Below are 20,477 nucleotides of genomic sequence, written 5' to 3' on the forward strand. Positions count from 1 at the left end.
CACCAAAACGGTCTAGACCTTTTAAGGTCCGGCGGCTAGCGTCGCGACCATGACCGACTCGGCCCGCATCGTGATCATCGGCGGCGGCGTGGGCGGCACGTCCGTCGCCTACCACCTCACCCAACTCGGCGAACGCGACGTCGTCCTGCTGGAGCGGGACGAGCTCACCAGCGGCTCCACCTTCCACTCCGCGGGCCTGGTCGGCCAGTTGCGCGCCGATCCGACGCTGACCCGGATGAACCAGTACTCGGTCGAGCTCTACCGCACCCTCGACGCGGGCTGGACCGAGTGCGGCGGCATCAAGCTGGCGACCACCCCCGAGCGCATGGCGGAGATCCGCCGCCAGATCGGCTGGGCGCGCACGTTCGGGCTGCCGCTGGAGGAGATCTCGGTGGCCGAGGCCGTCGAACGGTTCCCGCTGATGAGCCCCGAGGGGGTCCTCGGGGCCGCGTACCTGCCCACCGACGGCCAGGTGGACCCCTCGCAGCTCTGCTACGCGCTCGCGGCCCGCGCCCGCGAGGGCGGGGTGGACATCCGCACCCGGACCCGGGTGCTGGGCATCACCACCGAGCGCGGCCGGGTCACCGGGGTCCGCACCGACCAGGGGGACATCGACTGCGAGATCGTGGTCAACTGCGGCGGCATGTTCGCGGCCGAGGTCGGCCGGATGGCCGGCGTGCGGGTCCCGGTCGTGCCCATGTCGCACCAGTACGTGGTCACCGAGGCGTGCCACGATCTCACGGGCCTGCCCACGCTGCGCGACCCCGACCTGCTCGTCTACTACCGGCAGGAGGTGCAGGGCCTGGTCATGGGCGGCTACGAGCGCACCTCGGCCCCCTGGACGGCCGGCCACGACACCCTCGACGCGATCCCGCAGGACTTCAACGGCCGCCTCCTCCCCGAAGACTGGCCCAGATTTCACGAAATTTCGGAAAACGCGATGGTACGGGTGCCCGCGCTGGCCGACGTCGGCATCCGCAAGCTGATCAACGGGCCCGAGGCGTTCACCCCCGACAACGAGTTCTGCCTGGGCGAGACCGAGGTCGGCGGCTTCTACGTGGCGGCCGGGTTCTGCGCGCACGGCATCGCGGGCGCGGGCGGCATCGGCAGGATCATGGCCGAGTGGATCGTCGAGGGCGAGCCCAGCATGGACGTCTGGCACATGGACATCCGTCGTTTCGGCCGCCAGTATCGCTCGCCGTCGTACACGGTCAAGCGCACGGTCGAGAACTACGAGTCGTACTACGACATCCGTTACCCGGGCCAGGAGCGCACGGCGGGCCGCCCGCTGCGGGTCTCGCCCGCCTACGGCTGGCACGCCGCCCACGGCGCCGTCTTCGGCGAGAAGGCCGGCTGGGAGCGGGTCAACTACTACGCCGCCAACGAGCGGGCCGACGGGCGGGGCGAGGAGGGGGAGCGGCCCGGCGGCTGGGCCGGACGGGAGTGGTCGCCCGCCGTCGGGGCCGAGCACCGGGCCACCAGGACGAGCGCGGGGCTGTTCGACGAGAGCTCGTTCGCCAAGATCGAGGTCACCGGCCCGGACGCCGCCGAGCTGCTGGAATGGGTGTGCGACAACCGCGTGGCCCGCCAGGTGGGCGCCGTCACCTACACCCAGGCGCTCAACCGGCGCGGCGGCATCGAATGCGACTTCACCGTCACCAGGCGCGGCGAGCAGGAGTTCCTGATCGTCACCGGCACGGCGTTCGGCTCGCACGACCTCGGCTGGCTGCGCAAGCAGGCCGCGCTCACCGGCGCCACGGCCAGGATCGCCGACGTCACCGGCCAGTACGCCTGCTTCGCCCTGTGGGGCCCGCGCGCCGCCGACATCCTGTCCGGGCTGACCCCCGGCCCGCTGGACTTCCCGTTCATGTCGTCACGGGAGATCACCGTGGGCGACGTGCCGGTGCTGGCGCTGCGGGTGACGTTCGTGGGGGAGATGGGCTGGGAGCTGTACTGCTCCAGCGAGTACGGCCTGACACTGTGGCAGACGCTCTGGCGGGCGGGCGAACCGCAGGGGCTGATGGCGGCCGGCTACCGCGCCATCGACAGCCTCAGGCTGGAGAAGGGATATCGGGTGTGGGGCGCCGACCTCGGGCCCGAGACCACCCCGTACGAGGCGGGGCTCGGTTTCTGCGTCAAGCTCGACAAGGACTTCCTGGGCAGGGACGCCCTGGACCCGGAGCCTGGGCGGCGGCTGCGGTGCGTGACCCTGCGCGACCCGAGGGCCGTCGCGCTCGGCAACGAGCCGGTCCGGGTGGACGGCCGGGTGGTGGCCCGCGTCACCTCCGGCGGCTACGGATACACCGCCCGCGAGTCCATCGCCCACGTCTACCTGCCGGGCGCCCCCGCCGAGGTCGAGGTGGAGGTGGAGGGCACCTGGGTGCCGGGCACCGTGGTCAAGGAGCCGCTGGTCCCCTGACACCGCTGCGTACCGAGATCCGGACCCGGTCGGGACGGAACAGGTCACGCGCGAACTCCACCGGGCCGCCGTCGGCCGCGTAGGCCGTGCGCTCGATCAGCATGAGTGGCGCGCCCGGCGCGATGCCCAGCTCCGCCGCCTCCGCCGGGCGGGCGATCACCGGGTCGAGGTGCTCGACCGCGGAGTGCGGCCGCAGGTCGTAGCGGGTGGCCAGCAGCGTGTAGAGGGAGCCGGTGAGGTCCTGGTCGAGCAGATCGGGCAGGGGCGGGAAGTAGGAGCGTTCGAGGGCCACCGGGGAGCGGTCCGCCGAGCGTACCCTGGCCACCTCGTGCACCGGCGAGCCCGGCGCGAGCCGCAGCGCCGTGGCCGCCGCCCGCGGCGCGGGCACCGTCGCGGCCAGCAGGACGCGCGCCTCGGCCCGCAGGTGGGCCCGCCGCAACTGCTCGGTGAACCCGGTCAGCCCCGTCAGGTCGCACTCGATGCGCGGCTCGGCCACGAACGCGCCGCCCGCCCGGCCCGGCACCCTGACCAGCACGCCGTCGCGCTCCAGCGTGGCCAGCGCCTGCCGCAGCGTCATCCTGCTCACGCCGAGCCGCCCGGCCAGCTCCCGCTCGCCGGGCAGCCGGTCGCCCGGCGCCATCTCGCCGCTGGAGATCGACTCGAGCAGCCATCGCTCGATCTGCACGTGCGCGGGGACGCCGGTGCCACGCTCCAGCTCAGGCGGGGTCCCGACCACACGCGCATGGTAGCCCGGCCACGGACCGAGATGTCCCCAGCCGGCAAGCCGCTCCACCGCGTGGGATGTCCCAGCAGGCAAGGCGCTCCACCGCGTGGGGCGACTCAGCCGGACAGGCGCTCCAGCCGCTCCACCGCCTCGCCGAACTCGCTGACGAGGTCGTAGACCACCTGGCGGGCCGGCCTGATCTGGTCGAGCTGGCCCACCACCTGCCCGACGTAGTAGTTGACCAGCTCCAGCGCCCCCGGCTCGCCCCGCTCGGCCGCCGCCGAGATGCGGTTCATCGCGCCTTCCGCCAGCAGCAGCTGCAGCGGCATGCCGAGCGGCCCCGGGCTCTCCTGGCCGGAGTCCCACTCCTCGGTCCAGGCGGACCTGAGCTGCCGGGCCGGCTTGCCCGTACGCGACCTGGACCGGACCGTGTCCAGCGAGGAGGCCGCCAGCAGCTTGCGCTTGACCGCGGGCGCCGTCTCGGCCTCCTCCGTGGTCAGCCAGACCGAGCCGCACCACACGCCCTCCGCGCCGAGCGCCATCGCCGCCGCCATCTGCCGCCCCGAGGCGATGCCGCCCGCCGCCAGCACGGGGGTCGGCGCGACCGCGTCCACGACCTGCGGGACCAGCACCATCGTGGCGATCTCGCCGGTGTGCCCGCCCGCCTCGGTGCCCTGCGCCACGATGAGGTCCGCGCCCGCCGCCACCTGCCGGTAGGCGTGCTCGACCGTGCCGACCAGGGCCGCCACCGGCACGCCCGCCTGCCTGGCGGCCGTCACCATCTCGGGCGGCGGCGGGCCCAGGGCGCTGGCGATCAGCCCGATCGGGTGCTTCAGCGCCACCTCGATCAGCCCGCTCGCGCCGGCCGCCGTGACCCGCCGGCCGAACTCGTCCGCCACCGCCGTCAGCGGCCGCCCGGGAGCGCTCACGCCGTACTTGGACAGCAGGTGGGTGACGAAGTCGCGGTGCCGGTCGGGGACGTGGTCCAGCAGGTGCGCGTGCCGGTCGAGCGCGGAGGCGTCGATCCTGCCGGGTACGAGCACGTCCACCCCGTACGGTCGCCCGTTCACCCGCTCGTCGAGCCAGCTCAACTCGGTGTCGAGCCGCTCGGGCGAGTACGCGACCGCGCCCAGCACCCCGAACCCGCCCGCGTTCGTCACGGCGGCCACCACGTCGCGGCAGTGGCTGAAGGCGAACAACGGGAACTCGATTCCCAGACGTTCACATATGGCGGTCCGCATGATTCGACGCTAACCGTCAGAAGGTTGTTCGGTCCATCCCGTGAACCGCCCGGCTGCCGCCGCTCGGGCCGGGCCGTGCGCCGGTCAGGAGGCGGCCTGGTGGTTCACGGCCTGGTGGGTCATGGCCAGCGCGACGCCCGGCGGGTGCCAGCCGTGCTCCGGCGTGTAACGGCGGACCAGCTTGGCCGGGACGCCGGCGACCACGCTGTGGTCCGGGAAACAGCCGCGTACCACCGCGCCGGCCGCCACCACGCACTGGCGGCCCAGGACCGTCCCCGGCAGGATGATCGCGCCCGCGCCCAGCCATGAGCCCGAGCCGATCGAGACCGGGCTGTTGCGCGGCCACTGCCGCCCGATCGGGACCTCGGGGTCGTCGTAGACGTGGTTCTGGTCGGTGATGTAGACGTACGGGCCGGTGAACACGTCGTCACCGATGTCGATCGACTGGTGGGCCACGATGTGCGTGCCCCGGCCGATCGAGCAGCTGCCGCCGATGCGCAGGATCGAGTCGGGCCCCAGGTCCACCCCCGGGCCCATGCCGCACGACAGCGACACGCGCTCGCCGATGAGCGTGTGGTCGCCGATCTCGGTCCACTGCTCCCCGAAGATCGCCCCCGGGGGGAAGGCGATGCTGACTCCGGCGCCGAGCCGGCGGAACCGATAACCCGCGGGCGAGGCCGGGCTGATCGCCCCCGCGCGCAGGATCGCCGCGTAGGCGCGGTGAATCAGTGTGCCCTTGGCCCGCCGTAGAAGTGACATAGATGCCAAAGTTACCGCTAGGTCAGGCCGTTAAGGCATGTGAGGGGCGTTGTTTGATATCCTGAGAGCCCGTGGACACTTCGACCACACCTCGAGCCACGGGAGCCCCTTTGCGCAGCGCATCGCAAACCAAGCATCTGTTCGTCACCGGCGGTGTCGCCTCCAGTCTCGGCAAGGGGCTCACGGCATCCAGCCTCGGTCGCCTCCTCAAGACACGCGGTCTCAGGGTCACCATGCAGAAGCTCGACCCTTACCTCAACGTCGACCCCGGCACCATGAACCCGTTCCAGCACGGCGAGGTGTTCGTCACCGACGACGGTGCCGAGACCGACCTCGACGTCGGCCACTACGAGCGGTTCCTCGACACCGACCTGCACGGCTCGGCCAACGTGACCACCGGCCAGGTCTACTCCAACGTCATCGCCAAGGAGCGGCGCGGCGAATACCTGGGCGACACCGTCCAGGTCATCCCGCACATCACCAACGAGATCAAGGACCGGATCAGGGGAATGGCCGGTCCCGAGGTGGACGTGGTCATCACCGAGGTCGGCGGCACGGTGGGCGACATCGAGTCGCTGCCGTTCCTGGAGGCCGTGCGGCAGATCAGGCACGAGGTCGGGCGCGACAACGTGTTCTTCCTGCACGTCTCGCTGCTGCCGTACATCGGGCCCTCGGGGGAGCTGAAGACCAAGCCGACGCAGCACAGCGTGGCGGCGCTGCGCAGCATCGGCATCCAGCCGGACGCGATCGTGCTGCGTTCCGACCGGCCGGTGCAGACGGCGATCAAGCGCAAGATCAGCCTCATGTGCGACGTGGACGAGGACGCGGTGGTCTCGGCGGTGGACGCGGTCTCGATCTACGACATCCCGAAGGTGCTCCACTCCGAAGGGCTCGACGCGTACGTGGTGCGCCGGCTCGGCCTGCCCTTCCGCGACGTGGACTGGAAGGAGTGGGAGCAGCTCCTGCGCAGGGTGCACCGCCCGGCGAAGGAAGTCACGATCGCCCTCGTGGGGAAATATATTGATTTGCCGGACGCGTACCTGTCGGTGACCGAGGCGCTGCGGGCCGGCGGGTTCGCCAACGACGCGCGGGTCAACATCCGGTGGGTCAAGAGCGACGACTGCGAGACCCCTGACGGCGCCGAGCGCGAGCTGGACGGCGTGGACGGCGTGCTGATCCCCGGTGGGTTCGGCGTGCGCGGCATCGAGGGCAAGATCGGCGCGATCCGGCACGCCCGCGAGAACAAGGTCCCCCTGCTCGGCATCTGCCTCGGCATGCAGGGCATGGTCATCGAGGCCGCCCGCAACCTGGCCGGGATCGAGGGCGCCAACTCGGCCGAGTTCGACCCCGACACCAAGCACCCGGTCATCTCCACCATGGCCGACCAGGAGGACGTCGTCGCCGGCGAGCGCGACATGGGCGGCACCATGCGGCTCGGCAGCTACACCGCCAAGCTCGTCGAGGGCACGCTGGCCAGGCAGCTCTACGGCGGCAGGGCCAAGGCCGACGAGCGCCACCGCCACCGCTACGAGGTCAACAACGCCTACCGGGAGCAGCTGGAGAAGGTCGGGCTGGTCTTCTCGGGATTGTCGCCCGACGGCCGCCTGGTGGAATACACCGAGCTGTCCGCCGAGCAGCACCCGTTCTTCATCGGCACCCAGGCGCACCCCGAGTTCCGCTCCCGCCCCACCCGGGCCAACCCGATGTTCGACGGCCTCGTCAGCGCGGCCCTGCTCTACGCCGACAACCGCATGGGCGCGAAGGTGGGCCCGTGAGCGACGAGGTCAAGGCGGAAGCGAATTCGACCATGATCAGGGACACGCCCGAGTCGTGGGAGGTCATCGAGACGAAAGAGCGGTTCCAGGGGCACATCATCAGGGTCGTCACCGACACCGTCAACATGCCCCGTGACGAGGCCGCCGAGCGCGACTACGTGGTGCATCCCGGCGCCGTGGCCGTGCTCGCGCTGGACGGGCAGGACCGGGTCCTGATGATCAGGCAATACCGTCACCCCACCCGCCACCTGCTGTGGGAGCTGCCCGCCGGGATCCGCGACGTGGCAGGCGAACCGCTCGTCGCCGGGGCCGCCCGCGAGCTCGCGGAGGAGGCCGGTTACCGGGCCGACACCTGGCACACGCTCGTCGACCTGCGCACCTCTCCCGGCATGAGCGACGAGCGGATCCGGGTGTTCCTCGCCCGCGACCTGACCAAGATCGAAACGGACTTCGTGCACCGGCACGAAGAGATCGACATGCCCGTCGAGTGGGTGCCGCTGGCCGACGCGGTCGAGAAGGCGCTCATGGGAATGATCCACAATTCCCCGGCCGTGGCCGGTATCCTCGCCGCGTATGCGGCTTCGGCTGAGGGGTTCGCCCAGTTGCGCCCCGCCGATGCCCCGGAGGAGTGACGGAAGGACCAGTTCGTGGAGGCGGTGCTCTCCAGCTACCTCGCCCATCTGGCGGTGGAGCGGGGCCTGGCAGCCAACACGCTCTCGTCCTACCGTCGTGACCTGCACCGATACGTCGAGCACCTGCGGGCACGTGGGCGCCTGGAGCTCGACGAGGTGGGGGAGGCCGACGTACAGGCCTTCCTCGCCGCGTTGCGCGAGGGCGACGGCGAGCATCGCGCTCTCGTCGCCAGCTCGGCCGCGCGTGCCGTCTCGGCGGTACGCGGGCTGCATCGTTTCGCTCTGCGCGAAGGCGTCACGGCCCACGACCCCGCCCACGAGGTCCGGCCGCCGCGCCAGCTCCGCCGGCTGCCCAAGGCCATCGCCGTGGACGAGGTCGAGCGGCTCATCGCCGCCTCCGGCCCCGACGGCGCGCCCCTGACGCTGCGCAACCGCGCCCTGCTGGAGCTCCTGTACGGCACCGGGGCCCGCATCTCCGAGGCCGTCGGGCTGGCGGTGGACGACCTCGAAACCGACCAGGTACGCCTGCACGGCAAGGGAGGCCGTACGCGGGTGGTGCCGCTGGGGCGTTATGCGCGGTCCGCGCTCGACGCGTACCTGATCAGGGCCCGGCCCGGCCTGCTCGCCCACGGGCGCGGGACCCCCGCCGTCTTCCTGAACGCCCGCGGCGGGCATCTGACCAGGCAGGGCGCGTGGGAAGTGCTCCAGGCGGCGGCCGAACGCGCCGGGCTCGCAGGGATAAGTCCGCATGTTCTCCGGCATTCCTTCGCAACCCATCTCTTGGACGGCGGCGCCGACGTTAGGGTGGTGCAGGAGTTGCTCGGCCACGCCTCGGTGACGACCACGCAGGTCTACACCCTGGTCACGGTCGACAAGCTCCGCGAGGTCTATGCCGCCGCGCATCCGCGTGCCCGGCAGTGATCTATGATCATGTGCGACGTGCTGTACGTTCGGCGTGCCGCCTTGCCGCGTTTAGTGGCGACGACATAGTGTCCGTCCGGACGGTCCGGTTCGGGATCGTCAGGGAGGTTCGAGCTGGTGACTGTGACGACCAAGGGTTCGACCCCGGGGACCCCCGACAACCCCTGGGGCGACACGAAGACCAAGACGCCTTCCAACGGCGTCAACCTGGGCCCCACACAGCGGCCCAGACCGGTGTTCCCGGAGCCGATCGTCCCGGACGTGCACGGGCCGGCGCGTGTCGTGGCGATGGTCAACCAGAAGGGCGGGGTCGGCAAGACCACGACCACCATCAACCTGGGCGCCGCGCTCGTCGAATACGGGCTCAAGGTGCTGCTGGTCGACTTCGACCCGCAGGGCGCGCTCTCCGTCGGGCTCGGCATCAACCCGCTCCAGCTGGACCTCACGGTCTACAACCTGCTGATGGAGCGCGGCGTGACCGCCGAGGACGTGCTGCTGGAGACCGGCGTCGACGGGCTCGACCTGCTGCCCAGCAACATCGACCTGTCCGCCGCCGAAGTGCAGCTGGTCACCGAGGTGGCCCGCGAGCAGGTGCTCGGCCGCGTGATCAAGCCGCTGCTGCCGCACTACGACGTCTGCCTCATCGACTGTCAGCCGTCGCTGGGCCTGCTCACCATCAACGCCCTCACCTGCGCGCACGGCGTCATGGTGCCGCTGGAGTGCGAGTTCTTCGCGCTGCGCGGTGTGGCGCTGCTCATGGACACCATCTCCAAGGTGCAGGAGCGGCTCAACGAGGACCTCGAGATCGAGGGCCTGCTCGCCACCATGTACGACGCCCGCACCCTGCACGGGCGCGAGGTGCTGGCCCGCGTGGTGGAGGCGTTCGGCGACAAGGTGTTCCACACGGTGATCAACCGTACGGTCCGTTTCCCCGACGCCACCGTCGCCGGCGAGCCGATCACCACCTTCGACCCGTCGTCCCTGGGTGCCAACGCCTATCGTGAGCTGGCCCGTGAGGTGCTCTCGCGCTGGCCGGCGCCTGCGACAATGGCCAGGTGACCGCAGAGCCGGGTTTCCAGGTTCACCTGGATGTCTTCGAGGGGCCGTTCGACCTGCTCCTCGGTCTCATCGCCAAGCACAAGCTGGACATCACCGAGGTTTCCCTCTCCAAGGTCACCGACGAGTTCATCGCCTACATCCGCTCCCGGGGTCCCGCCTGGGACCTCGACCAGACCAGCCACTTCCTGCTGGTGGCGGCTACCCTGCTGGACCTGAAGGCGGCCCGGCTGCTGCCGTCCGGCGAGGTGGAGGACGAGGAGGACCTGGCGCTGCTGGAGGCCAGGGACCTGCTGTTCGCGCGGTTGCTGCAGTACAAGGCGTACAAGGAGGTGGCGAAGGTCTTCGCCGGGCGGATGGCGGAGGAAGCGCTGCGCTTCCCTCGTACCGTGTCGTTGGAGCCCCAGTTCGCCAACCTCCTGCCCGAGCTCATCCTGGGCATCGGGCCGGAGCAGCTCGCCAAGATCGCCGCCCGCGCCTTCACCCCCAAGCTCCCGCCTACCGTCAGCGTGGGGCACATCTATCAGCCGCTGGCCAGCGTCAAGGAGCAGGCGGCCATCCTGGTCGCACATCTGCGCCGGATGCGCCGGGCCACCTTCCGCGCGCTGGTCGCCGACTGCGAGGGGACCTTCGAGGTCATCGCCCGGTTCCTGGCCGTGCTGGAGTTGTTCCGGGAGTCGGCGGTGACGTTCGAGCAGATCGAACCGCTGGGGGATCTGCACGTGACCTGGACGGGGTCGGACGACGGGGACGTCGCGGTGGGCGACGATTACGAGGAATCAGCGGAGAAACCACCCAATGACTGACAATCCACTGCCCACACCTCGCAAGTCCCCGGATTCGGAGCCGCCGCTGCCCTCCTGGATGACCCTCCCGGGCTCCCTCGCCCAGCCCTCGGCACCGGCCATGGAGGACGAGGAGGGCCAGGCGCCGGACCCCTCCGGCGCCGAGCCATCGGATTCGGTCCCGGAGCCGCCGCCGCTGGACGCTCAGGACCCGGCCGCGTCGCCGGAGGAGACCGGGGCGTCGGACGCGCACCCACCCACCGCCGGAGAACCGGACACGCAGCCACCCGTCGCTGACGACCTGGACGCGCAGCCAACTGCCGCTGAGGACCTGGACACGCAGCCACCGGCTGGTGAGGATCTGGACGCGCATCCGGGCGAAAGGGGTCTGGACGAGGAGGAGCCGGACGCCGCCCAGGAGACAGGCGAGACCACCGCTGCAGGTGCTTCCGGTGTCGAGCCGGAGATAGGTGGTTTCGGTGCGGTGGCGCCTGGGCCGACGCTTCGGGCGGCGCTGGAGGCTATCCTGCTTGTCGTCGATGAGCCGGTTGCCGAAGTGACCCTGGCTCAGGTGCTGGAGCGGCCCACCCATGAGGTCGCTGCGGCCCTGCGCGGGCTGGCGGAGGAATACACGGCCGGTGGGCGCGGTTTTGACTTGCGAGAAGTTGCGGGGGGCTGGCGGTTTTACACCCGTGCCGACTGCGCGCAACTGGTCGAGCGGTTCGTCCGTGACGGACAGCAGACGCGGCTGACTCAGGCCGCGCTCGAAACACTCGCGGTGGTGGCATACCGGCAACCGGTGAGCCGCGCCCGCGTCGCCGCCGTGCGCGGTGTCAACAGCGACGGCGTCATGCGTACGCTCGTCGCCAGGGGGCTGGTCGAAGAGGCCGGCACCGACCCGGAGAGCCAGGCAGTGCTCTACCGGACAAGCTCATACTTCCTTGAACGTCTGGGACTGCGGGATCTCAGCGAGCTTCCTGAGCTCGCTCCCTTCCTCCCCGACGACGTGGAAAATCTCGAGGAGACAACAAAGTGATCAACAGGCGTAGCACCCCGTCCGGTGATGGACGCGGTCGTGGACGTACCGGCGGCTCCGGCCGTGGTGGGCGTCCCGCCTTCCGTTCCGACGACGACTCTAGAGGCGGCCGGTCCGACCGCGGGGACTCCCGTGGTGGCGGCGGTCGCGAGGACTTCCGCGGAGGCGCGGGCCGTGAGGGCTCCCGCGGTGGGGCCCCACGCGACTCCCTCCGCGCCGACCGGAGCGGATCCCGCGCCCGGTACGGCAGGCCCGGCGGACGCGACGGCGACGACGCGGGCCGTTTCTCACGCGGTGGGCGTGAGCAGCAGGATCGATACGGTCGCGGCGACCGCGACCAGCGCTCCGGCGGTGGCGACCGCGACCAGCGCTACGGACGCGACGAGCGCTACGGGCGCGGCGACCGCGACGAGCGCCCTGGGCGTGGGCAGAGCGACGAGCGCCGTGGTGACCGGGACGAGCGCTATGGGCGCGGTGGGCGCGAGGAGCGCTACGGCCGTGGTCCCCAGGAGAGCTACGGTCGTGGCGGCGGTGAGGCGCGCTACGGGCGTGAGCAGCGTTACGGGAGCGGCCCGCGTGAGGAGCGCGACGGGCGCTCCGAGCGGCCCCGTGACGACCGGGGCGGTTACCGGGGTGGCGACCGCGGTGGTTACAGCGGTGGCGACCGCGGCGGCGACCGGGGTGGCTACCGGGGCGGTGACCGCGGTGGTTACAGCGGTGGCGACCGGGGTGGCTACGGCGGGGGTGATCGCGGTGGCTACGGCGGCGGTGACCGGGGTGGTTACGGCGGTGGCGACCGTGGTGGCTACGGCGGCGGTGAACGGCGGTCTGAGCGGCCGGCGGGGTTCCGGGCCGATCGGGGTGGGCGCCGGGAGGATGTGAGCTCCGGGAACGGGGCGTCCTCGACGCGTTCCCGTTACGGCAGGCGGGACGGCGACGGCGACGCCCGTACCGAGCGGAGCGGCGGCCGTACCGAGCGGGCCGGCGGCAGGACCGAGCGGAGCGGTGGCGGCAGGGCCGAGCGGGGCGGGGGTGCGCGGGCGCCTCGGCGGGATGACGTGCAGACCCTGGGCAGCGGGCGGCGGCAGAGTTACGGCAGCCCCCAGCACGACCGGGTGAAGGCCGCTCGCCAGCCCCTGCGCGACCGCGACTTCTACCCCGAGGGCTACACCGACGAGCGCGACACCACCGAGGTGCCGGACGGGGTACGCCTGCAGAAGGTGCTCGCCCAGGCCGGGGTGGCCAGCCGGCGGGCGTGCGAGGAGATGATCGGCGAAGGCCGGGTGACCGTGAACGGCCAGGTCGTACGCCGGTTCGGGGCCAAGGTGGACCCCGCCACCCAGATCATCCATGTGGACGGCATGCGCATCCCCACCGCTCCCGACCTCGTCTACTACGCGCTCAACAAGCCCATCGGGGTCGTGTCCACCATGAGCGACCCGCACGGGCGGCCGTGCCTGGCCGACTACGTCGAGGAGCTGGCGCCGCGGCTGTTCCACGTCGGCCGGCTGGACACCGAGACCGAGGGGCTGCTGCTGCTCACCAACGACGGCGAGCTGGCCAACAGGCTCACGCACCCCAGCTACGGGGTGCAGAAGAAATACTGGGCCAAGGTGCCCGGGCCGATCCCGCGTGACCTCGGCCGCAGGCTCCGGCAGGGCATCGAGCTGGAGGACGGCCTCGTCCGGGCCGACGCCTTCTCCATCGTGCAGGAGCACGGCCAGCAGGCGCTGGTCGAGGTGGTGCTGCACGAGGGCCGCAAGCACGTGGTCAGGCGCATGCTGGAGGAGTCCGGACACCGCGTCATCGACCTGGCCAGGATCGAGTTCGGGCCGGTGAAGCTGGGCCGTACCAAGCCCGGCACGATCAGGGCGCTGACCCTGAAGGAGGTCGGCGAGTTGTACGCGGCCGTAAAGCTGTAATCTGGCCGGACGTAGGAGCCCGTGCGAACCTCCGCACGGGCTTCTCCACTAGTGAGAAGGGACAAACCACATGGTGCGGGCCATTCGTGGGGCGATCCAGGTGGACGCCAACGAACGTGACGCCATCATCGAGGCGACCACGGAGCTGGTCATGGCACTCATGGAGCGTAACAAGCTGACCACGGATGATGTGATCAGCGTGCTGTTCACCGCGTCGCCTGATCTGACGGCCGAGTTCCCCGCGCTGGCGGCGCGGAAGCTGGGTTTCCACGATGTGCCGCTGATCTGCTGCACCGAGATCGACGTGCCGGGCGCGCTGCCCCGCGTCGTACGGCTCATGGCCCACGTGGAGACCGACAAGCCGAGGGCCGAGATCCATCATGTCTACCTGCGCGGTGCCGTGGCGTTGCGACAGGACATTGCGCAATAAGCGTCCGGCATGAACGTCAAGTGATACTCGTAACCATGAAATTGCTCCTTATAGCCCGATAAATCAGGACATCGTGATGGAACTTCGTACCGTGCTGGTCGTCGGCACTGGTCTCATCGGCACCTCCGCGGCGTTGGCGCTGCGCAAGCGCGGCGTGCGCGTGCTGCTCGCCGACCGCGACCAGGGCGTGGTCCGGCTGGCACGGGAGCTCGGCGCGGGCGAGGAGTGGCAGTCCGGCGGCTCCGCCGACGGCGCGCCCCTCGCGGAGTCGGATCGCGCCGACCTGGCGATCATCGCGGTCCCCCCGGCCCACGTGGCGACCGAGCTGCTCGAACTGCAGCGCATCGGCGCCGCCCGCTGCTACACCGATGTGGCCAGCGTGAAGGCCGAGCCCATCCACCGGGCCGCGCAGCTCGGCTGCGACCTGTCCTCCTACGTCGCCTCCCACCCGCTCGCCGGCCGCGAGAAGTCCGGCCCGGGGGCCGCCAGGGCCGACCTGTTCCTCGGCCGGCCGTGGGCGCTGTGCCCCACGGAGGAGGCCGACCCCGAGGCCAAGGCGGCCGTGCTGCGGCTGATCGAGCTGTGCGGGGCCAACCCGGTCGAAGTCAGCGCCGTCGACCACGACCGCGCGGTGGCCGTCGTCTCCCACGCGCCCCACGTCGCCGCCTCCGCCGTGGCCGCGCGCCTGGCCGACGCCACCGACGTGGCGCTGGGCCTGGCCGGGCAGGGCGTACGCGACGTGACCCGGATCGCGGGCAGCGACCCCGGGCTCTGGCTCGGCATCCTGTCGGGCAACGCCTCCCCGGTCGCCGAGGTGCTGGAGGCGGTGGCCCACGACCTGGCCGACGCCGCGTCCGCGCTGCGCGCCCTGGCCGAGGGCGACGGCACCGCCACCAACGAGCTGACCCAGCTCCTCAAGCGCGGCGTCGCGGGCCACGACCGCATCCCCGGCAAGCACGGCGGCCCCGCCTCCGAGTACGCCACCGTCCAGGTCGTCATCGGCGACCGCCCGGGCCAGCTCGCCCGGCTGTTCCAGGTGTGCGACGAGGTCGGCGTCAACGTCGAGGACGTGCGCCTGGAGCACGCCCCCGGCCTGCCCCTGGGCATCGCCGAGCTGTCGGTGGAGCCCGACGCGGGCATCGAGCTCACCCACGCCCTGCGCGAACGGGGCTGGCAGGTTCCCTAGCGGGCCGATGTCACAACCGAACCTCCTCGATCCGTCTTCACGGCGGATCGAGGAGGTAAGGAAATGACCGACATTCTGGTTCTGGGTGCGGGCTACACCGGCACCGCCGCGGCCATCAGGGCCGCCGTCAGGACACGGCGGCTGGGCGGCCGGGTGACACTGGTCAACGCCTCGCCGAGGTTCACCGAGCGGCTGCGGCTGCACCAGACGGCGGCGGGCGCCCGGCTCGCCGACCACGCCCTGGAGGACGTGGTCGCGGGCACCGGCATCGAGTTCGTGCTCGGCCGGGTGGCCGCGCTCGACGCCGGCCGCCACGAGGTACGGCTGGAGGACGGCCGCGTCCTCGGCTACGACAAGCTCGTCTACGCCCTCGGCACCGTCACCGACGACTCGGTGCCCGGGGTCGCCGAGCACGCCCACACCTTCGACGACCACCAGCGGGCCGTACGCCTGGCGGAGCGCCTCGACGCCCTCCGCACGGGCACGGTCGTGGTGGCCGGCGGCGGGCTGACCGGCATAGAGGCGGCGACCGAACTGGCCGAGGCCCACCCCCACCTGCACGTCGTCCTGCTGTCCAGGGGACGGCCCGGCGCGATGATGGGCGAGCGCGCCCGCGCCTACCTGGAGGCGGCGATGGAGCGGCTCGGCATCGAGGTGCGTGCCGGCGTCGAGGTCACCAAGGTGCTGCCGGACGCGGTCGAGCTGGCCGGCGGCGAGCTGGTCCACTCCGACGCGACGCTCTGGACCACCGGCACGAAGGGCCTGCCCGTGGCCGCCGGGTCCGGCCTGACGCTCGACGCCCGCGGCCGGATCGTGGTCGACTCGGCACTGCGTTCGGTGTCACACCCCGACGTCTACGCCGTCGGCGACGCCGCCGCGGTCAGCCAGCGGTTCGGCGTGCTGCACGGCACCTGCCAGGGCGGCATCCCGACCGGCCTGCACGCGGCCGACTCGCTGACCGCCACGCTGCGCGGCAGGACCCCGAAGCCGTTCAGGTTCGGGTACGTGCATCAGCCGCTCAGCCTCGGCCGCAAGGACGCGGTCATCCAGTTCACCCGGCCCGACGACAGCCCGCGCCGGGCGTTCCTGAAGGGCCGGGCGGCCATCCTCTACAAGGAGACGGTGTCCAGCAGCCCGCTGACGACGTACAAGCTGCTCAAGCGGGGCCTGGTGCCCGTCGCCCTGTTCTCGCTGACCGCCGGGCCGGGGGCTTGAGCGAACACCTCTTGACGAGTGGGTGGTGGAGGCGTAGAAAGGTTGGTAACAACGTTACCGAGAAGAAACGGTGTTACCACCATGGCGGTCAGCGCGTACCAGCAGGCTCAGAGGGAAGGGCAGAGCGTCGTCAGGGCGGCCATCCTGGACGTGGCCACGCGCCTGCTCGTCACCGAGGGCCCGGCGGCGCTGACCGTGCGGCGGATCTCCGGCGAGGTCGGCTGCTCGACGAAGGTCATCTACACGCTCTTCGGCGGTAAGGACGGGCTCAGCGAGGAGCTGTGGCGGGAGGGGTTCGCGAGGTTCGAGCGGCGGCTGCTCAGCGTGCCGGCCGGCGACGACCCGCTCGCCCGCCTGATCGCGGGGGCGGAGGCCTACCGGGACTACGCGCGCTCCGAGTCCGGCTACTACCGGGTCATGTTCCAGGGGGCGATGCCGGGCTTCGAGCCTGGGCCGGAGGCGGTCCGGGCGGCCAAGCGGTCGTTCGAGCTCCTGATCGGCTGGGTGGCCGACTGCCTGGAGGCGGGAGTGCTGCACAACGGCACCGCCGAGGAGATCGCGGACGTGCTGTGGATGGCCGTGCACGGCGCCGTAAGTCTGGAAATTTCGGGCTATTTCGAGGGTGAGGAGGCTGAGCGGCGTTATCGGCTGCTCGCCTCCTCGGTCCTCACGCCCTTCCTCAGAGAGGAGACACGAGCATGACCACCACCCCCTTCCGCGGCGGGTTCGCCCCGGTCACCGAGGAGATCACCGCCTTCGACCTGGAGGTCACCGGCCGCATCCCGGTCGAGCTCGACGGCCGCTACCTGCGCAACGGCCCCAACCCGCTCAGCCTCGACGACCCGGGAGCCGGGCACCTGTTCCTGGGCGACGGGATGGTGCACGGGGTGCGGCTGCGTGACGGCCGCGCCGAGTGGTACCGCAACCGCTGGGTGCGCAGTGCCGCCCTCGCCGAACGGCTCGGCGAGGAGCCCCGGCCGGGGCCGGTGCACGCGGGCATGGACTTCGCGGCCAACACGCACGTGATCGGGCTGGGCGGGCGCACGTTCGCGACCGTGGAGGCGGGACCGCTGCCGTACGAGCTGGGATACGAGCTCGACACCATCGGCCCCTGCGACTTCGGCGGCGGGCTGCCCGGCGGGTTCGCCGCCCACACCCACCTCGACCCGGTCACCGGCGACCTGCACGCGGTCGCCTACCACTTCGGCTGGGACCACCACCAGCACATCGTCCTCGACGGCAAGGGCACGGTCACGCAGGTCAGGAACATCCCCGTGGCCGGCAAGCCGATGCTGCACGACTTCGCGCTCACCGAGCGGTATGTGGTGATCTACGACCTGCCGGTCACGTTCAGCATGGCCCACGCCGAGCAGGGGCGGCCGCTGCCGTACGCGTGGGACGACGCGCACGGGGCCAGGATCGGGCTCCTCTCGCGCGAGAGCGGCGAACTGCGGTGGGTCGAGGTGGAGCCGTGCTGGGTGTTCCACACGCTCAACGCCTACGACGAGGGCCACGAGGTGGTCGTGGACGTGGTCAGCTACCCGAAGCGGTTCGTGGACGCGCGGCTGACGGAGGGCGGGACGCCCACGCTCGACCGGTGGCGCATCGATCTGGTCACCGGCAAGGTGCGGCGGACCCGGCTGGACGACCGGGCGCAGGAGTTCCCGCGCATGGACGAGCGCCGCACCGGCAGGCCGTACCGCTACGGCTACACCTCGGCGGCCTCGGACCTGTACGACGTCGTCCACCCGTACACGGCCGACCTGACGGACCTGCCCGACACGGCGTTCGACAACACGCTCATCAAGCACGACCTGCGGCGCGGCAGCCAGGAGGCGCGGCAGTTCGGGCGGGGCGCCTACGTGGGGGAGCCGGTGTTCGTGCCCTCCGGCGCGGAGGAGGACGACGGATACGTGCTCTGCTACGTCAACAATCCGGCCAGGGGAGCGGGCGACCTGGTCATCCTGTCGGCACAGGACTTCACCGGCGAACCTGTCGCCACCGTGCACCTTCCCGCCAGGGTGCCGCTCGGCTTCCACGGAAGCTGGATCGCCGACTGATCCGGAGGCGGTAGCCTCTTCGGGTTGGAGAAACTTGCAGAGGGAGAGGCCGTGAGCGGTCTGGTCATCGCCATGGACGGTCCTTCGGGATCGGGCAAGTCGAGCGTTTCACGCGGGGTCGCCCGCGCGCTGGGTCTGCGTTACCTCGACACAGGCGCGATGTACCGCGCGATGACCTGGTGGATGCTCCGCGAGGGCGTCGATCTGACCGATCCAGCGGCCGTCGCCGCGCGCTGCGGCGAGCCGGAGCTCGTCGCGGGCACCGACCCCGACGGCCCCACGATCCACGTCGACGGCATCGACGTGGCGGGGCCGATCAGGGAGGCCGACGTCACGGGCGCGGTCTCCGCCGTCGCCGCCGTCCCCGAGGTGCGGGCCCGCCTGGTCGCCCGGCAGCGGGAGATCATCGGCGCGGGCGGCATCGTGGTCGAGGGCCGGGACATCGGTTCGGTGGTCTGCCCCGACGCCCCTGTCAAGATCTACCTTACGGCCAGCGCCGAGGCCCGTGCCCGGCGGCGCAGCGCGGAGCTGACCGGATCCAGCGTCGACGACCAGCAGGCCGCCATGGCCCGGCGCGACGCCCTGGATTCCACGCGCAAGGCCGACCCACTCTTGATGGCGGATGGCGCCATCGAGCTCGACACCACCGCCTTGAGCCTCGAAGAGGTCATCGGCGAGGTGCTGAGTCTGGTCGCGAAGCGGAGGAGCTCGGGAGGGGCGAGTGGAGCCCACGAGTTCCGAAGCGACCGCGACCACATACCCGAGCGCACCTGAGGGTGCGGGACTCACGAAGGATGAAACAACGTGTCAACGGGGGATTGGATCGAGGCAGGCCTCGACGAGCTTGAGCTCACCGAGCACGGCGACAGCACGCCGCTGCCGGTCGTGGCCATCGTGGGCCGGCCCAATGTCGGCAAGTCCACGCTGGTCAACCGCATCATCGGCCGCCGCGAGGCGGTCGTCGAGGACGTGCCGGGCGTCACCCGTGACCGCGTCACCTACGACGCCAACTGGCGTGGGCGCCGCTTCACCGTGGTCGACACCGGCGGCTGGGACCCCGACGCCACGGGGATGAATCTGCGCATCGCCGAGCAGGCCCAGGTCGCCGTGGAGCTGGCCGACGTGATCGTGTTCGTCGTGGACGCCACCGTGGGCGCGACCGACGCCGACGAGATCGTGGGCTCGGTGCTGCGGCAGTCCGGCAAGCCGGTCATCCTGGCCGCCAACAAGGTCGACAACCAGCAGCTGGAGCTGGAGGCCGCCGGCTTGTGGTCGCTGGGGCTCGGCGAGCCGTACCCTGTCTCGGCCCTGCACGGCCGCTCCAGCGGAGACCTGCTCGACGTGATCCTCGACGGGCTGCCCGAGACGCCCGAGGTGACGTTCGAGGCCGAGCGCGGGCCCGCCCGGGTGGCGCTGCTCGGCAAGCCCAACGTGGGCAAGTCCTCGCTGCTCAACAAGCTGGCGGGGGAGGAGCGGGTGCTGGTCGACCCGATGGCGGGCACCACCCGCGACCCGGTGGACGAGCTGGTCGAGCTGGGCGGGCGCACCTGGCGTTTCGTCGACACGGCCGGCATCCGGCGGCGTGACCGGGAGCTGCAGGGGGCCGACTTCTACGCCGCCATGCGCACCCGGGCGGCGCTGGAGCGCACCGAGGTGGCCATCGTGCTGATCGACGCCAGCGAGCCCCTCACCGAGCAGGACCTGCGCATCATCGGGCTGGTCATCGAGTCCGGGCGGGCGATGGTGGTGGCGTTCAACAAGTGGGACCTGGTCGACGAGGACCGGCGCTACTACCTGGAGAAGGAGATCGACCGGCAGCTCGTCCGCACTCCGTGGGCGTTGCGGGTCAACATCTCCGCCAAGACGGGGCGGCACCTGGACCGGCTGGTGCCCGCGCTGGAGAAGGCGCTCGACTCGTGGTCCACCCGGGTGCCGACGGCCCGGCTCAACGCGTTCCTCACCGAGCTGGTGCAGCAGACGCCGCCGCCGGTGCGCGGGGGCAAGCAGCCCAAGATCCTGTTCGCCACCCAGGCCTCCGTCGAGCCGCCCAAGTTCGTGCTGTTCACCTCCGGGTGGCTGGAGGAGACCTACCGGCGCTTCATCGAGCGGCGCATCCGGGAGGAGTTCGGCTTCGCGGGGTCGCCGATCGACGTCACGATGAAGATCAGGGAGAAGCGTCCCAAGAAGGACAAGTAATCGTTTTGCCGTGTGGCCGGGCCCGATCGTAGGATTGATCGCAAACGTTGACGGAGACGAGTAGCCGGCGTTCCCGTTCGGGCCCAGAGAGCCGCCCACAGCTGCGAAGGCGGCCCCGAG

Annotated in this window: 19 protein-coding genes; 15 read left to right on the plus strand and 4 right to left on the minus strand. The window is 71.3% G+C overall.

Going from position 1 to position 20,477, the window contains the following annotated elements; all coding sequences use genetic code 11:
* Positions 1-49: 49 nt before the first annotated feature.
* The gene (locus tag BLS95_RS10855) at positions 50-2,419 is read left to right on the plus strand and encodes a GcvT family protein (protein WP_090930775.1); all 2,370 of its coding nucleotides are present in this window, start codon (positions 50-52) and stop codon (positions 2,417-2,419) included.
* Here BLS95_RS10855 and BLS95_RS10860 read toward each other — a convergent pair.
* The 3 genes from BLS95_RS10860 to BLS95_RS10870 form a co-directional block, all read right to left on the minus strand.
* Complete coding sequence (locus tag BLS95_RS10860; RefSeq protein ID WP_090930776.1) at positions 2,397-3,155, minus strand: GntR family transcriptional regulator; 759 nt, start codon at positions 3,153-3,155, stop codon at positions 2,397-2,399. The two genes, BLS95_RS10855 and BLS95_RS10860, sit on opposite strands and share 23 nt — an antisense overlap.
* A gap of 104 nt (positions 3,156-3,259) precedes the next feature.
* Complete coding sequence (locus tag BLS95_RS10865; protein ID WP_090930777.1) at positions 3,260-4,384, minus strand: NAD(P)H-dependent flavin oxidoreductase; 1,125 nt, start codon at positions 4,382-4,384, stop codon at positions 3,260-3,262.
* A gap of 84 nt (positions 4,385-4,468) precedes the next feature.
* Positions 4,469-5,143, minus strand: a complete 675-nt coding sequence (locus BLS95_RS10870) for an acyltransferase (protein WP_090930778.1) — start codon at positions 5,141-5,143, stop codon at positions 4,469-4,471.
* Positions 5,144-5,253: 110 nt separating this feature from the next.
* Between BLS95_RS10870 and BLS95_RS10875 the strand changes: the two genes are divergently transcribed.
* The 6 genes from BLS95_RS10875 to scpB all read left to right on the plus strand — a co-directional run bounded on the left by BLS95_RS10875 (position 5,254) and on the right by scpB (position 11,348).
* The gene (locus BLS95_RS10875) at positions 5,254-6,918 is read left to right on the plus strand and encodes a CTP synthase (RefSeq protein ID WP_090930779.1); all 1,665 of its coding nucleotides are present in this window, start codon (positions 5,254-5,256) and stop codon (positions 6,916-6,918) included.
* Between the two features lie 32 nt (positions 6,919-6,950).
* Positions 6,951-7,550 carry an NUDIX domain-containing protein gene (locus BLS95_RS10880; protein WP_090931026.1) on the plus strand — a complete coding sequence of 200 codons (600 nt, stop codon included), beginning with the start codon at positions 6,951-6,953 and terminating at the stop codon, positions 7,548-7,550.
* Positions 7,551-7,565: 15 nt separating this feature from the next.
* The gene (gene xerD, locus BLS95_RS10885) at positions 7,566-8,471 is read left to right on the plus strand and encodes a site-specific tyrosine recombinase XerD (protein WP_090930780.1); all 906 of its coding nucleotides are present in this window, start codon (positions 7,566-7,568) and stop codon (positions 8,469-8,471) included.
* Between the two features lie 117 nt (positions 8,472-8,588).
* Positions 8,589-9,530 (plus strand): ParA family protein, encoded by a 942-nt coding sequence (locus BLS95_RS10890; RefSeq protein WP_090930781.1) that lies wholly within the window; start codon positions 8,589-8,591, stop codon positions 9,528-9,530.
* Positions 9,527-10,333 (plus strand): segregation and condensation protein A, encoded by an 807-nt coding sequence (locus BLS95_RS10895; protein WP_245764978.1) that lies wholly within the window; start codon positions 9,527-9,529, stop codon positions 10,331-10,333. The genes BLS95_RS10890 and BLS95_RS10895 overlap by 4 nt, the downstream gene beginning before the upstream one ends.
* Before the next feature lie 445 nt (positions 10,334-10,778).
* On the plus strand, positions 10,779-11,348 hold the full coding sequence (gene scpB / locus BLS95_RS10900; protein ID WP_218135712.1) for an SMC-Scp complex subunit ScpB: 570 nt from the start codon (positions 10,779-10,781) through the stop codon (positions 11,346-11,348).
* Between the two features lie 287 nt (positions 11,349-11,635).
* Here the strand turns inward: scpB and BLS95_RS57740 are convergent, their stop codons facing one another.
* The gene (locus BLS95_RS57740) at positions 11,636-12,457 is read right to left on the minus strand and encodes a hypothetical protein (protein WP_245764979.1); all 822 of its coding nucleotides are present in this window, start codon (positions 12,455-12,457) and stop codon (positions 11,636-11,638) included.
* Positions 12,458-12,463: 6 nt separating this feature from the next.
* Here BLS95_RS57740 and BLS95_RS57745 point away from each other — a divergent pair, with 6 nt between their 5' ends.
* From BLS95_RS57745 to der, 8 genes are all read left to right on the plus strand, one after another.
* Positions 12,464-13,270, plus strand: coding sequence for a pseudouridine synthase (locus BLS95_RS57745; RefSeq protein ID WP_245764980.1), 807 nt, complete (start codon positions 12,464-12,466; stop codon positions 13,268-13,270).
* A 70-nt stretch (positions 13,271-13,340) separates the two neighbouring features.
* Entirely contained in the window at positions 13,341-13,700 is a 360-nt protein-coding gene (aroH, locus tag BLS95_RS10910) for a chorismate mutase (RefSeq protein ID WP_090930783.1), read from the plus strand.
* A 76-nt stretch (positions 13,701-13,776) separates the two neighbouring features.
* Entirely contained in the window at positions 13,777-14,886 is a 1,110-nt protein-coding gene (locus BLS95_RS10915) for a prephenate dehydrogenase (RefSeq protein WP_090930784.1), read from the plus strand.
* 63 nt (positions 14,887-14,949) lie between these two features.
* Entirely contained in the window at positions 14,950-16,101 is a 1,152-nt protein-coding gene (locus BLS95_RS10920) for an NAD(P)/FAD-dependent oxidoreductase (protein ID WP_090930785.1), read from the plus strand.
* A gap of 81 nt (positions 16,102-16,182) precedes the next feature.
* Positions 16,183-16,803 (plus strand): TetR/AcrR family transcriptional regulator, encoded by a 621-nt coding sequence (locus tag BLS95_RS10925; RefSeq protein ID WP_090930786.1) that lies wholly within the window; start codon positions 16,183-16,185, stop codon positions 16,801-16,803.
* Positions 16,800-18,161, plus strand: a complete 1,362-nt coding sequence (locus BLS95_RS10930) for a carotenoid oxygenase family protein (RefSeq protein WP_090930787.1) — start codon at positions 16,800-16,802, stop codon at positions 18,159-18,161. Before BLS95_RS10925 ends, BLS95_RS10930 begins: the two co-directional genes overlap by 4 nt.
* Before the next feature lie 51 nt (positions 18,162-18,212).
* Positions 18,213-18,935, plus strand: coding sequence for a (d)CMP kinase (gene cmk, locus BLS95_RS10935; RefSeq protein WP_090930788.1), 723 nt, complete (start codon positions 18,213-18,215; stop codon positions 18,933-18,935).
* A gap of 48 nt (positions 18,936-18,983) precedes the next feature.
* Positions 18,984-20,357, plus strand: coding sequence for a ribosome biogenesis GTPase Der (gene der / locus BLS95_RS10940; protein WP_245764999.1), 1,374 nt, complete (start codon positions 18,984-18,986; stop codon positions 20,355-20,357).
* The last annotated feature ends 120 nt before the right edge of the window (positions 20,358-20,477 follow it).

It is taken from the genome of Nonomuraea jiangxiensis (assembly GCF_900099965.1).
In the GTDB taxonomy this organism is placed as follows: domain Bacteria; phylum Actinomycetota; class Actinomycetes; order Streptosporangiales; family Streptosporangiaceae; genus Nonomuraea; species Nonomuraea jiangxiensis.